Genomic DNA, 12,874 nt, shown 5'->3' on the forward strand with positions numbered 1-12,874 from the left:
TAACAAGCAGGAGACAAGCGCATGCTCATCGAGCAGATCGAACACCGCTGGCTGGCGGCGTTCCGCCGCACGCTGGAACTCTGTGCCCTGCGGCACGGGGATGTCGTGGGAATTGTAACGGAGTCCCAATCCCGCCCTGTCAACGTGGCCTTGGCCGAATTGGCCGTGCAGACCCTTGGCGCCACGCCGGTGCGGATCCAGGTGCCGAGCCCGGCGCTTGCGGCGCCGGCGCCGGTGCGCTCCACCGGTGCCAGCGACGCCTTGCAGAATCTGGCCCCGGTGCTGGCGGCGCTGTCGCGCTGCCAGCTGGTGCTCGACTGCACCGTCGAAGGCCTGCTGCACGCGCCTGAGCTGCCGCAAATCCTGCGCGGCGCCGACGGCGTGGTGCCGCGCATGCTGATGATCAGCAACGAGCACCCCGAGATCCTGGAGCGCTGCCAGCCCGACTCGTCGCTGGAGACCACCGTGCGCGCGGCGATGAAGCGCCTGCGCGGCGCGCGCGAGATGCGCGTGCATTCGGCCGCCGGCACCGAACTGCGCATCGGCCTGGCCGAGGCGCGCGTGGGCGGCGTCTGGGGTTTCTGCAACAAGCCCGGCCAGGTCTCGCACTGGCCCGGCGGGCTGTGCCTGGCATTCCCGGCCGGGCGCCAGGTCAACGGCACGCTGGTGCTGGCGCCGGGCGACGTCAACCTGACCTTCAAGACCTACCTGCGCGACACCGTGGTCTGCCATATCGAGGAGGACTATATCGTCGCGGTCGAGGGGCAGGGCGTCGACGCCGACATGATGCGCGGCTACTACCAGGCCTGGGCCGACCGCGAAGGCACGCGCGACGCCTACGCGGTCTCGCACGTGGGCTGGGGCCTGAACCGGATGGCGCGCTGGGACGCGATGACGTTCTACGACAAGCGCGATTGCAACGGCACCGAGCTGCGCGCGTTCGCCGGCAACTTCCTGTTCTCGACCGGCGCCAACGAGGTCGCCGGGCGGCATACGCTGGGCCACTTCGACCTGCCGCTGCGCAACTGCACGGTGTCGCTCGACGGCCGCAACGAGGTCGAGGCCGGCACGCTGGTGGAGGTGGCCGCATGAGCGCCGTGACCACGCAGCGCCACGCCAACGGCATCGCCACGCTGGCCTGGGGCGACGGGCCGGTGGCAGTGGTGATGTTGCATGGCATCGGCGGCGGCAAGGCCGCCTGGCCGGCGCAGGGCGAGGCCCTGGCGCAGGCCGGTTACCGCGCCTTGGCGTGGGACATGCCGGGCTATGGTGACAGTGCCCTGATCGACCCCTATGACTTCAACGGACTGGCGCAGGCGCTGACCCCCGTGCTGCTGTTCGAACGCGACGCCGGCCGGCGCGTGGTGCTGCTGGGCCACAGCATGGGCGGCATGGTCGCGCAGCAGGCTTGCGCGGCCACGCCCGCGCTGGTCGACGGCATGGTGCTGTCCGGCACCTCGCCCGCCTTCGGTAAGGGCGATGGCCCGTGGCAGCGCGAGTTCATCGCCGCGCGCACCGCGCCGCTGGATGCCGGCAAGACCATGGCGCAGATGGCGGCCGGGCTGGTGCGCACCATGGTCGCGCCCGATGCCGACGCGCAGGCGGTGGCCTTCGCCACCGCGGTAATGGCGGCGGTGCCGGCGCCCACCTACCGCGCCGCGCTGGGCGCGCTGGTGCGCTTCAACCAGCGCGACGCGCTGCCGCGCATCACGGTGCCGGTGCTGGCGCTTGCAGGCCAGCACGATACCAACGCCGCGCCCGAGGTGATGCAGCGCATGGCGCAACGCATTGCAGGCGCCGAGTACCGCTGCCTGTCCGACGTGGGCCACCTGGCCTGCATGGAGCGCCCCGAGCTGTTCAACGACGCGGTGCTGGATTTCCTGCGCCGGCACTTTCCCGTGCACTGAAGCGCGCCGCTTTCCGGCCACGCCAACACAACAACCGCCGCCGCGCCGCCCCCGTTCCCCCACCCGGCGCGAGCAGGACAAAAAGGAGACGCGACATGCCATCCGGCCAGCTCGACTTCATTCCCGCCGTCGGTACGGCGGACTTCTCCCCGGAACAGGCGCAATGGCTGACGCTGGCCAACCGCCTGGGCCGCGAGCGCTTCGCGCCGCGCGCCGCCACCTGGGACCGCGAGGCCAGCTTCCCGTTCGCCAACTACGACGACCTGCGCGAGGCCGGCCTGCTGGCCTTGTGCGTGCCGCGGGCGTTTGGCGGCGCGGGCGCGGACTTTGCCACCTACTGCATGGTCGGCGCGGAAATCGGCCGCTTCTGCGGCGCCACCGCGCTTACCTACAACATGCATATCTGCTCGACCATGTGGACCGGCGTGCTGTCCGATGGCATCGACATGACGCCGGCACAGCGCGACGAACACCAGGCCCGCCGCGAGCTGCATTTCGCGCGGGTGGTGCGCGACGGCGCGGTCTACGCGCAGCCGTTCTCCGAAGGCTCGGCCGCCGCCGCCGGCAAGGCGCCGTTCGGCACCACCGCGCGCAAGGTCGACGGCGGCTGGGTGCTGAACGGGCGCAAGATCTTCGCCTCGCTGTCGGGCGCGGCCGATTACTACGGCATCCTGTGCACCGAGGACCGCGGCGACCAGCATCCGGACATGCGCGACACGCTCTACATCGCCGTGCCCGGACAGGCGGACGGGCTCACCGTTACCGGCGACTGGGACCCGATGGGCATGCGCGGCACGGTGTCGCGCACGCTGCTGCTCAAGGACGTGTTCGTGCCCGACCACGAGCAGCTGATGCCGCGCGGGGTCTACTACCGCGCGGCGCAGACCTGGCCGGCGATGTTCTTCACGCTGTCGCCGACCTACCTCGGCGTGGCGCAGGCGGCCTACGACTTCACCGTGCAGTACCTGCGCGGCGAGGTGCCGGGCCAGCCGCCGGTCAAGCGCCGCATGTATCCCACCAAGCAGATCGCGGTGGCGCAGATGCGCATCCAGCTGGAGACCATGCGCTCGCTCTTCTGGCGCGCGATCCACGAAGCGAAGCCCAATCCGTCCAAGGACGAGCGCTTGCGCCTGTACGCCGCGCACTACACGGTGATGGAAGGGGCCAACGATATCGCCCGGCTGGCGATCCGCACCTGCGGCGGCCAGTCGATGCTCAAGGACCTGCCGCTGGAGCGGCTCTACCGCGATTCGCGCTGTGGCGCGCTGATGCTGCCGTGGACCGCCGAGCTGATCCTCGACCGCATGGGCCGCGAGACCCTGTACGAATCCGGCGAGCGCGACGAATGAGCGCCCCCCGCCGGGCCATCCGTGCCGGTGCCGCTGGCCTGGGTGCGCTGCCGGCCATGCTGCATGGCCATGCCGACGCAGCGCCGGGCCGGCCGGCGTTGCACTACCAGGGCCGCACCTTCACCTACGGCAAGCTGTGGCGGCGCGTGGAGCGCGCCAGCGCCCACCTGGCCGCAACCTGGGACATCCGCCCCGGCGACCGCGTCGGCACGCTGTGCCTGAACCACGAGCTGCAGCTGGTGCTGCTGTTCGCCTGCGCCCGCGTCGGCGCCATGTTTGCGCCGCTGAACTACCGGCTGGCGCCGGCCGAACTGCGGGCGATTGCGGCCCACGCGCAACTGGCCGTGCTGTTCCATGATGGGGCCCATGAAGCGCTGGCGCGCGAGGCCGGCGCCGATTGCCGGCTGGCGCACCTCGACCGGCTGATCGACCATCCGGCGCCGTCCGACGTGATCCATGCCGCCGTGCCGGACCATGCGCCGCTGTTGCTGGCCTATACCTCCGGCACCACTGGCAAGCCCAAGGGCGCGGTCCATACCCAGGCCGGCTTGCTGGCCAATGCGCGCGCCAGCTGGTGGGCGCACGGCATGAGCGCGGACGACCACGTGCTGTCGGTGCTGCCGCTGTTCCATGTCGGCGGGCTGTGCATCCAGACGCTGCCGGCGCTGCTCGCCGGCGCGCGCGTCACGCTGCATGACCGCTTTGCGCCGCAGGCGTGGCTGGATGCGGTGGCCACGGCGCGGCCGAGCCTGTCGCTGATGGTACCGGCGACGCTGCGCGCGGTGCTGGAGCACCCGGGCTGGGCCGATGCCGACCTCGCGGCGCTGCGCGGGGTGATGGCGGGATCGTCAACCATCCCGCGCTCGTATATCGACGCCTTCCACGCCCGCGGCGTGCCGCTCGGACAGGTCTATGGCGCCACCGAGACCGGGCCGGTGTCGGTGGTGCTGAAGCTGGAACAGGCCATGGCGCGCCCCGGCTACGCTGGCTGGCCGCAGCCCGAGGCCGAAGTGCGCCTGGCCGGCGCCGACGGCGCCGAGGTGGCGCCGGGCGCGGTGGGCGAGCTGTGGGTGCGCGGCACCAATGTCATGGCGGGCTACTGGAACCAGACCAAGAGTGGGCTAACCGACAACGGGCTGCCGGGCGGCTGGTTCCATTCCGGCGACCTGGCCCACCGCGATGCCGAAGGCTGCATCGAGGTGGTAGGCCGCAGCAAGGACATGATCATCTCGGGCGGCGAGAACATCTATCCCGCCGAGATCGAGAACGTGCTGGTCGGCCTGCCCGGCGTGCAGGAATGCGCGGTGGTCGGCGTGGCCGATGCGCGCTGGGGCGAAGTGCCGGTGGCGGTGATCGTGCCGGCGCCGGGGGCGCCGCGCGGCGCGCTGGCGGCCGAGCCGCTGCGCGAGCTGCTGGCCGCGCGCATCGCGCGCTTCAAGCTGCCGCGCGAGGTGGTGCTGATGGACGACCTGCCGCGCAGCGCGCTGGGCAAGGTGCTCAAGCCGCAATTGCGCGCGCTGCTGGAGGCGCGCCGCGAGCCCGGTTGAATCCGCTGCAAGCGCGCCGATCTGCGCTTATGCTTGAGGCCTGGCCAGACAGACGACTACGCAAGGGAGCGGCGCAAATGGAACATGGATTGGAAACCGCCACGCTGGGCGGCGGATGCTTCTGGTGCCTGGAAGCGGTCTACCAGCAGGTCGAGGGCGTGGTCGCGGTCGAGTCCGGCTACACCGGCGGGCATGTCGATCACCCGACCTACCACCAGGTCTGCGAAGGCGATACCGGCCATGTCGAAGTGGTACGCGTCAGCTTCGATCCGTCGGTGATCAGCTACCGCGAGGTCCTCGAGATCTTCTTCGCCATCCACGACCCGACCACGCCGGACCGGCAGGGCAACGACGTCGGGCCGCAATACCGCTCGGCCATCTTCACGCACTCGGAGGCGCAGCGCGCCACGGCCGAATACGTGATGCGCGAGCTGGTCGCCGCCAGGGCGTTCGACGCGCCGATCGTGACCCAGGTCGAGCCGGAGCAGCCGTACTGGCGCGCCGAGGCCGGCCACCAGAACTACTACCAGGACCATCCCAGCCAGGGCTACTGCGCGTTCGTGATCTCGCCCAAGCTGGCCAAGTTCCGCAAGCAGTTCGGCGCGAAGCTGCACAAGTAAGGCGCGCGCGGGCCAGGGCGGGCGCCGGCGCGCCTAGCCCTCCAGCCGCGCCACGATGGCCTCGGCCAGCCGCACGCAGCTCAGCGGGGCGCAGCCTTCGGCGTTGTTGCTGACGATGACGATGGCGGTCTGCCCGGCGCGCAGCGTGCGCGCCACCACGTCGGCAATCGCGTGGCGGGTGTCGGGATCGTCGTCGACGATGCGGTCGAATGGCGCATAGCGCTTCTCCGCGTAGGCGTAGGGGCGGCCCGCATGCAGCATCCAGCGCAGTACCAGCGGGCCCGCCGCGGCCGCGTCCATCAATGCCTGCGCCGCCGCCTGGCGCGGCACCGGCGGCAGCCGGTCGCGCGCCGACAGGCAGAAGCGCACGCCATGGCGGCGCAGCAGCCGGATATAGCGCGGCGTCAGCAGGGCCGGATCGCGCAGCTCGACGGCATAGGCGGCGTGCGGCGTCAGCGCCGGATCCAGCGCCGGCAGCGCGCCGAGGAAGGCGTCGAGCCGCTCCAGGAATACCGCGCTGTCGGCCAGCGGTCCCATCGGCGACAGCTGGAACAGCAGCGGCCCGCACTTGTGCCCCAGGCCGCTGGTGGCCGGCACGACGAAGTCGCGCGCCGCGATCTCCGCGTCCAGGAAGGCGGCGTTGGCCAGCCGGCCGGCACCGTCCGGGCCGCGCAGCCACGCGTCGCAGACGCTGGCCGGGGCCTTGACCAGGAAGCGGAAGCCCTCCGGCACCTGCGCCGCGTACGACAGGTAGTCGGCTAGCGGGATCGGCCCGTAGAAGCCGCGGTCGATGCCGGCGGCGCGCAGCAGCGGGTGGCGCGAATAGGCGGCGAGGCCCTTGCGCGACAGCAGGCTGTCGCCGTACTCGCCGTCGTAGACGTGCCCGTTCCAGCCGGGATAGGCCCAGGACGAGGTGCCGAAATACAGCTGCGGCGGCAGCCGCGCGGCCAGCGCCTGCAGTGCGGGTGCGGCCGGAAACGGCTGCACGCTCCTGCCGCGCGCCGGTTTGCCTTGGGAGTCGGGTTGGGCGGCCGCGCCGGCTGGAGCCGAGGGCCGCCCGTGAGGGGCTGCGGAGGCGGGTAGGGGCAGCCCGCCGAAAAGGTCTTCAGTCAATCGTTTCGGTTGCCTTCAGTGGTTGCCGCCGATGGGCTGTTCGTAGATATAGCGGCGCGACCACGGCAGCGAGTCGGCCTGCAGCCCGGACTTGTGGCACACCACCTGGTAGATCGACATCTTCTCGGTCTCGAAGGCGTGCGCGCAGCCGGCCAGGTACACACGCCAGATGCGGTACTTCTTCTCGCCGACCATGCTGCGGATGGTATCGCCGCGCGCCTCGAAGTTGTCGGCCCAGTGGTGCAGCGTGCGCGCGTAGTGCCGGCGCAGCAGCTCGACGTCGAAGGCTTCCAGACCGCCCTGTTGCAGCGTGCGCAGCACCAGCCCGATATGGGGCAGCTCGCCCTGCGGGAACACGTAGCGGTCCATGAACTCGGCGCCGTCCATCGGCGTCGCGCCGTTGTCCGGGTCGGGCGAGGTGATGCCGTGGTTCATGGCGAAGCCGTCGTCGGCCAGCAGTTCGCGGATGCGGCTGAAGTAGCCGGGCAGGTTGTCCTTGCCCACATGCTCGAACATGCCGACGCTGGTGATGCGGTCGAAGGTGCCGGCAGTGTCGCGGTAGTCCTGCAGCCGGATCTCGATGCGGTCGGACAGGCCCGCGGCCCTGACGCGCTCGGTGGCCAGGTCGAACTGGTTCTGCGACAGCGTGATGCCCACGCAGCGCGCGCCGAACTTCTGCGCCGCGCGCAGCACCAGCGCGCCCCAGCCGCAGCCGATGTCGAGCAGGGTCTGGCCCGGCTGCAGCCGGATCTTGGTCAGGATGTGGTCGATCTTCTTGATCTGCGCGGTGGCAAGGTCTTCGTCGCCGTGTTCGAAGTAGGCGCAGGAATAGACCATGTTGGGGTCGAGCCAGAGCTTGTAGAAGTCGTTGGAGACGTCGTAGTGGTACTGGATCGACTCCCTGTCTTCCTGCTTGGTATGCGAGAAGTGCTGCGCCACCTTGTACAGCGCGCCGCCGGCGCGCCGCGTGGCCGCGGCCGAGAAGCCGTAGCCCACCTTGATGATGTCCGCCAGCCGGCCGTCGAAATCGATCTTGCCCTGGACATAGGCCTCGCCCAGGTTGTCCAGGCTGGGGGTCAGCAGCAGCGGCAGGGCCGCGGCTTCGCGCACGGTCAGCGTCACCACTGGCTTGTCGAATTGCCCGAGCGGGTATTCGGCGCCATTCCACAGCCGCAGGCTGACCGGGAGATTGGCGTTCTCGCGCAGGTCGGCGATCCAGTTGTCGAGTTGCTTTTCCAGGGTTTGCTTGAAAAACATGCGCTTCACCTCCCGATGGTTGCGGCACACGCTTCGGCGGACGCATCCGGCAAGGAGAAACTGCGCGCAAACCTTGCCCGATCCGTCGCGAGCGCTGCAAGAAAAGAGTAGCCAAGCGACGCCTGTCTCACTTTAGTCCAATTCCGCAGCCCGTGCAGCGCACCGCCGGAAGACCCTGCCGTCGTCCCGGGAGAGACGTAGAGGCATCAGCGCGGACGCGCGCGGCGTCCGCCGGCCGGCTCAGGGCGACAGCCGCACGATCTGCCAGCCCGTGCCGGGCTGGACCCGGTAGGCGATGCGGTCATGCAGCCGCGACGGCCGGCCCTGCCAGAATTCCAGCGCGGTCGGCACCAGGCGGTAGCCGCCCCAGTAGGGCGGGCGCGGCGGGTTTTCGCCGTACTTGCTGCGGTATTCCTGCTCGCGCTGCTCGAGCACGTCGCGGCCGGTGACCTCCCGGCTTTGCGCCGACGCCCAGGCGCCGACGCGCGAGCCCAGCGGACGGGTGGCGAAATAGGCGTCGCTTTCGTCCTCGGAGACCTTCTCGACGCGGCCCTCGACGCGTACCTGGCGCTCGAGCTGGACCCAGTGGAACAGCAGCGCGGCGCGCGGGTTTGCCGCGAGGTCCAGGCCCTTGCGGCTTTCATAGTTGGTGAAGAAGGTAAAGCCGCGGTCGTCGATGCCCTTGAGCAGCACGATGCGCGCCGAGGGCTGGCCGTCGGCGTCGACCGTGGCCAGGGTCATGGCATTGGGTTCAGGCAGCTTGGCCGTGACCGCTTCGTCGAACCAGCGCTTGAACTGGCTCATCGGGTCCGGGGCCACGTCGGATTCGGACAGCGCGCCCAGCACATAGGTGCGGCGCAGGTCGGCAAGTTGGGTCATGTCGCAATCATCAGGGAGTCGGTCCGGAAGCGCGGTGCGCCCGGGGGGCGGGGGCCGCGGGTCCGGCTGATTCGAGTATAGCGAATGCATCGGGGGCCGCATTTGCGTGGCGACAAGCGGCGACCAGCGGCAACCAGCGGTCCCTGCTGCGTCACCCGCCGGCAGTGGGCTGCGCCGGCGGTGCCAGCGCCTTGCGCCCCTGGCGCCGCGAATAGTAGCCGGCCGCGCCCATCGCGCCCGCCATCGACAGGAAGATCGGCAGCATGCCCAGGGCCGTGCCGACTACGCCGAAGGTGAGCGGCCACACCACCTGGCTGGTGTTCAGCACCGCCGAGCGCAGGCCCAGCGCTTCGCCCGCGCGGCCGTGCGGCGACGCGGTGTGCAGGATGTTCATGACATTGGGCTGCGCGCTGCCCAGCGCCAGGCCCAGCACGAAGGCCAGTGCGCACATCAGCCAGAAGTGCGCGACGAAGGGATAGGCCAGATAGGCCAGCGCGCCCACCAGCAGGGCGGCGCGGATGATTTTCCATTCCGACAGCCGGCGCGACACCGCCGGCATCGCCACCCGGATGGCAAAGGTGGCGATGGCGAAAGCGCCCAGCACCCACCCGATCGACGACGGCGACAGCCCGATGCGCGAGCCCTGGATCGGGATCAGGAACGCGTGCAGGTCCCACGCGGCCGACAGCACCGCGCTGGCGACGAAGACTGCGCGCAGTTCGGGATGCTGCAGCAGGTCGAGCGTGGAATGGCGGCTGCCGTCCGCGATGGCGATGCGCCCGGCGTTGCCGCCGCGCGCGGGCAGCCGCGGCCGCACCCATTGCAGGCCGGCCTGGCCGGCCAGCGCCACCGCCACCAGCACCGCGAACGCGGGGCGGAAGCCCGCATGCTCGATCACGTAGCCCATCGCCACCGGCCCGAGCGTGCCCGACACCGACAGCCCGAGCGCATGCCAGGTGTAGTTGCGCAGCCGGGTGGCATCGGTCGAGACCTGTCCGATCAGCAGCTGCATCGCCACCTGGACCAGCATGAAGCCGACGCCGATCAGCGCGCACGACAGGTACAGCGCATCCAGCTCGTGCCACAGCGCTGGCAGCAGCGTGCCCGCCACCACCATCAGCGAACCCGCCATCATCGGCTTGCGCGGGCCGATCTGGTCGATGCGCTTGCCGGCGCGGATCGCCAGCAGCATCGGCAGCAGCGCGTACAGCGACATCAGCACGCCCAGCGTGACGGTGGAAGCCTTGAGGGAAATCGCGAACAGCGACACCACCACGCGGCTGGCATTGAAGGCCACGTGGTTGCACACCGTCAGTGCGATCAGCCAGGTGATCGGCGGGACGGCGGCATGCGTCAGCGTCATGGGGCGGGGCGAAGCGTACGTGAAGCGCGTCTGGTGCCGGCTGGGTGCCGTACCAGAGCGGTGAATCGGAAAATGGCCGCAAGACAGGCAGCAAAAACAAAGGGCGGCCGCAGCCGCACCTTCAAGGATGCCACACGGGCGAGCCCGCGTCTCAGCCGATGCTTGCCATGCTTGAGCTTCTTGTAAATGGCCGTTTAATTATGCGCCTGAGCGCGGCGCGGCACAACGACAACGTGCGTCAACGTGACGCATCGGCGCGATGTGTTGCGATTTTGTTTAAATCGCGAGGGCGCGGAGTGGCGGTCGGATTCAGCCGCCCTGGTAGAACGACCTGTCGTTGGCCGGACGCTGCGGCGGGCGCTGGCCGGCCGGCCGGGGCGGCTCGCGCGGGGCGGTGGCGGCGGGCTTGCCGGGACGCGCCGCCGCGGTGGCCGGCGCTTCGGAGCGGCTGGTGGCGACCGACCCCGAGCGGCCCGTTGCCGCGGCAGCGTCGGCGGGCGCCGCGGCAGCCTTCGGGTCCTTGTAGGTCTTGCCGGGCGGCGGCGCGGTGGGGCGCTTGCGCAGTTCGGCCAGCAGCCTGGCGCACTGCGTGTCGTCGCCGCCCGGCGAGAGGTCGAGCAGCGGCAGCACCGCGGTGGCGACCGGCGCCAGCAGCGCCAGCGACAGCGCACCGCCGGCACGCAGCGCCAGCACGCCGATATCGGGGCTGACGCGCGGGTTCTTCATGGTGCCGCCGACATACAGCGGCGAGCGCAGCGAGAAGACGCGCAGGCCCTTGGAGTCGGGGTGGATGGTCAGCGCCAGCCGTTCGCTGCGCAGGTCGATGCCGCCGGTGGTCTCGATCACCGCGTCCTGGGTGTCGAGCACGAAAGTGCGCGCGCGCGCCACGCCGTCGGTCATGGCGAAGTCGCTGACGCCGCAGTTGATCTGCACCGGCTTGTCGCCGAACAGCTTCGACACCACCAGGCTGCCGACATTCAGGCCGATCGCCTCGAGCAGGAACTTGCTGACGGTGCCGTTCTCGACCAGCAGCCGCGCCTCGCCGTTGGACGAGCCCAGCAGCGCCGCCACCGAATTGCCGGTGGCCGACAGCTTGGCGCTGCCGTTGAGTTCGCCGATGCTGGCGCGCATCAGGTCGATGGTCGGGAACAGCTGCTTGAGCTTCATGCGCCGCGCCTTCAGGTCGACCATCGCGCCCATGGGCTCGCGCTTGCCGTCGAGCCGCACGGTCGACACCAGGTTGCCGCCGGCGACGCCGAAGTTGAGCGGGTCGAGCAGCAGCACGCCGTCCTGCAGCTTCAGGTGCGTGACCAGGTCGGTGATCGGCAGCTCGGCGTCGCGGATGATGCGCTTGCCGGTGAAGTGCACGTCGGCGTCGATCTCGTCCCAGCGCTCGGTGCGGAACGGCGCCACCGGCAGCGCCTTGTCCGCCGGCTGGGCCACCGGGCTGTCCTTGGCCGGGCGGCCGGGCTTGGCGTCGGCGCCGATCAGCGGGGCCAGGTCGACGAAGCGCAACTGGTTCGACACAAGGTTGCCGGCCAGCAGCGGGCGCGGGTCGCGCTTGGTGAAGGTGAGCGTGCCGGACAGGTCGCTGCCGCCGACGCGGCCGGTGAACTTCTGGTACTCGTAGATCGAGCCCTCCTTGCGCAGCGTCGCCATCAGCCGGCCCCGGGTCTGGTACGGCGGCGTCGACGGCAGCACCACGCCGGTGAGCGCGTAGAGCTTGGCCATGCTGTCGCCGGCCAGGGTCAGGTGCATGTCCAGCGCCGCCAGGTGCGCCGGGTTGGTGACGGTGCCTTCGATCTGGGCGCGCGTGGTGCCCACGCGCACATCGGCCTGGATCGGGAACGGCACGTCGGTATTGCGCAGGCTCAGCACCGTGCCGGCCTTGCCGCTGGCGTTGATGGTGGCCTCGTTGTAGCGTCCGGTCGCCTTCCAGCGCACGCCATAGCGGCCGTCGCCGCCGTTGGCGGGCGCCGCGGAGGCCGGGCCGCCGTTGGCGGGCGCCGCGGAGGCCGGGCCGCCGGCGCGCGGCGCCGAGGCCGCTTGCGCGGCGCTGCCCGGCGGCCCGGGTGGCACGGCCGAGGCCTGCGGCTCGACCAGCGCGCCGTCGCGCGCCTTGTCATAGAGCGGGGCGCTGCCGATGGTGTCGAGTTCGGCCTGCAGCGAGATCTTCTTGAGCTGGTCGGTCAGCGCCAGGTTGCCGCGCGCCAGCACCACCTCGCCGACATCCAGCTGCCATTTCGAGGTGCCATTTTTTTTCGGGCCGGTGTCGAAGGTCCAGTTGTTGCGGCTGTCGGCCAGGCGCTCCAGCCATACCGCCGGGCTGTCGATGACGATGGTCGGCACCGCGATCTCGTTGGCCAGCAGCGGCAGCGGGCGCAGCACGAAGATCAGCTCGCGCACGGTCGCCATATGGGGCTGCGCGGCCCAGTCCGGGTTGCCGACGGTGATGTCGCGCGCCGACAGCCGCGGCCACGGCACCAGCGTGCGCCAGCCTTGCTCGCCCTCGCCGCGGCGCCAGGTCACGGTCAGGTCGCCATTGATGGCAAAGGGGCGGCCGATGGCTTCGGAAACGCGGTCGTTGAGCCAGGGCTTGATCCGGTTCCAGTCGAAGGTCAGGATCACGACCACCAGCAGCGCGACCAGCGCGACCGGAGTCAGGACACTCCACAGAACGACCTTGCGGCGCACGGGCATGAGGCGGGCTCCTGGCTGGCGGGGGCGAGGGCCCGCGGAACCCGCGCGAGGCGGCGCGGCGAACGGACCACTGCAGGTCTATTGTATAGTTGCGCGCTTCCCGTCCTTGTCGGGGACTGGCTGACATCGCCGCCGGAAA

General features: G+C 70.5%; 10 protein-coding genes. 5 read left to right on the plus strand and 5 right to left on the minus strand.

What is annotated here, in order from left to right:
- Positions 1–21 precede the first annotated feature (21 nt).
- The 5 genes from MKD38_RS08120 (at position 22) to msrA (ending at position 5,423) form a co-directional block, all read left to right on the plus strand.
- Positions 22–1,092 carry a 2,5-dihydroxypyridine 5,6-dioxygenase NicX family protein gene (locus MKD38_RS08120; protein WP_252675678.1) on the plus strand — a complete coding sequence of 357 codons (1,071 nt, stop codon included), beginning with the start codon at positions 22–24 and terminating at the stop codon, positions 1,090–1,092.
- Positions 1,089–1,907 (plus strand): alpha/beta fold hydrolase, encoded by an 819-nt coding sequence (locus MKD38_RS08125; protein ID WP_252675680.1) that lies wholly within the window; start codon positions 1,089–1,091, stop codon positions 1,905–1,907. The genes MKD38_RS08120 and MKD38_RS08125 overlap by 4 nt, the downstream gene beginning before the upstream one ends.
- Positions 1,908–2,002: 95 nt before the next feature.
- Entirely contained in the window at positions 2,003–3,256 is a 1,254-nt protein-coding gene (locus MKD38_RS08130; protein ID WP_252675682.1) for an acyl-CoA dehydrogenase family protein, read from the plus strand.
- Positions 3,253–4,803, plus strand: coding sequence for a class I adenylate-forming enzyme family protein (locus MKD38_RS08135; RefSeq protein WP_252675684.1), 1,551 nt, complete (start codon positions 3,253–3,255; stop codon positions 4,801–4,803). The genes MKD38_RS08130 and MKD38_RS08135 overlap by 4 nt, the downstream gene beginning before the upstream one ends.
- Positions 4,804–4,880: 77 nt before the next feature.
- Positions 4,881–5,423, plus strand: a complete 543-nt coding sequence (msrA, locus tag MKD38_RS08140; protein WP_252675686.1) for a peptide-methionine (S)-S-oxide reductase MsrA — start codon at positions 4,881–4,883, stop codon at positions 5,421–5,423.
- A 33-nt stretch (positions 5,424–5,456) separates the two neighbouring features.
- Here msrA and MKD38_RS08145 read toward each other — a convergent pair whose 3' ends face one another.
- From MKD38_RS08145 to MKD38_RS08165, 5 genes are all read right to left on the minus strand, one after another.
- Positions 5,457–6,536: a DUF72 domain-containing protein gene (locus MKD38_RS08145; RefSeq protein ID WP_252675688.1), complete on the minus strand. Its 1,080-nt coding sequence runs from the start codon at positions 6,534–6,536 to the stop codon at positions 5,457–5,459.
- Positions 6,537–6,551: 15 nt separating this feature from the next.
- Positions 6,552–7,793, minus strand: coding sequence for a class I SAM-dependent methyltransferase (locus MKD38_RS08150; RefSeq protein ID WP_252675690.1), 1,242 nt, complete (start codon positions 7,791–7,793; stop codon positions 6,552–6,554).
- Positions 7,794–8,033: 240 nt separating this feature from the next.
- Complete coding sequence (gene pdxH, locus MKD38_RS08155; RefSeq protein WP_252675692.1) at positions 8,034–8,672, minus strand: pyridoxamine 5'-phosphate oxidase; 639 nt, start codon at positions 8,670–8,672, stop codon at positions 8,034–8,036.
- A 151-nt stretch (positions 8,673–8,823) separates the two neighbouring features.
- Positions 8,824–10,035, minus strand: a complete 1,212-nt coding sequence (locus tag MKD38_RS08160; RefSeq protein ID WP_252675694.1) for an MFS transporter — start codon at positions 10,033–10,035, stop codon at positions 8,824–8,826.
- 309 nt (positions 10,036–10,344) lie between these two features.
- Entirely contained in the window at positions 10,345–12,735 is a 2,391-nt protein-coding gene (locus tag MKD38_RS08165) for an AsmA family protein (RefSeq protein WP_252675695.1), read from the minus strand.
- Positions 12,736–12,874: the final 139 nt, after the last annotated feature.

It is taken from the genome of Cupriavidus sp. WGlv3, assembly GCF_023952475.1.
Taxonomy (GTDB): domain Bacteria; phylum Pseudomonadota; class Gammaproteobacteria; order Burkholderiales; family Burkholderiaceae; genus Cupriavidus; species Cupriavidus phytorum.

What these genes read in the sequence shown, in the direction of transcription:
- MKD38_RS08120 (WP_252675678.1), top strand. Translation starts at nt 22, where the DNA reads ATGCTCATCGAGCAGATCGAACACCGCTGGCTGGCGGCGTTCCGCCGC.
- MKD38_RS08125 (WP_252675680.1), top strand. Translation starts at nt 1,089, where the DNA reads ATGAGCGCCGTGACCACGCAGCGCCACGCCAACGGCATCGCCACGCTG.
- MKD38_RS08130 (WP_252675682.1), top strand. Translation starts at nt 2,003, where the DNA reads ATGCCATCCGGCCAGCTCGACTTCATTCCCGCCGTCGGTACGGCGGAC.
- MKD38_RS08135 (WP_252675684.1), top strand. Translation starts at nt 3,253, where the DNA reads ATGAGCGCCCCCCGCCGGGCCATCCGTGCCGGTGCCGCTGGCCTGGGT.
- msrA (WP_252675686.1), top strand. Translation starts at nt 4,881, where the DNA reads ATGGAACATGGATTGGAAACCGCCACGCTGGGCGGCGGATGCTTCTGG.
- MKD38_RS08150 (WP_252675690.1), bottom strand. Translation starts at nt 7,793, where the DNA reads ATGTTTTTCAAGCAAACCCTGGAAAAGCAACTCGACAACTGGATCGCC.
- pdxH (WP_252675692.1), bottom strand. Translation starts at nt 8,672, where the DNA reads ATGACCCAACTTGCCGACCTGCGCCGCACCTATGTGCTGGGCGCGCTG.
- MKD38_RS08160 (WP_252675694.1), bottom strand. Translation starts at nt 10,035, where the DNA reads ATGACGCTGACGCATGCCGCCGTCCCGCCGATCACCTGGCTGATCGCA.
- MKD38_RS08165 (WP_252675695.1), bottom strand. Translation starts at nt 12,735, where the DNA reads ATGCCCGTGCGCCGCAAGGTCGTTCTGTGGAGTGTCCTGACTCCGGTC.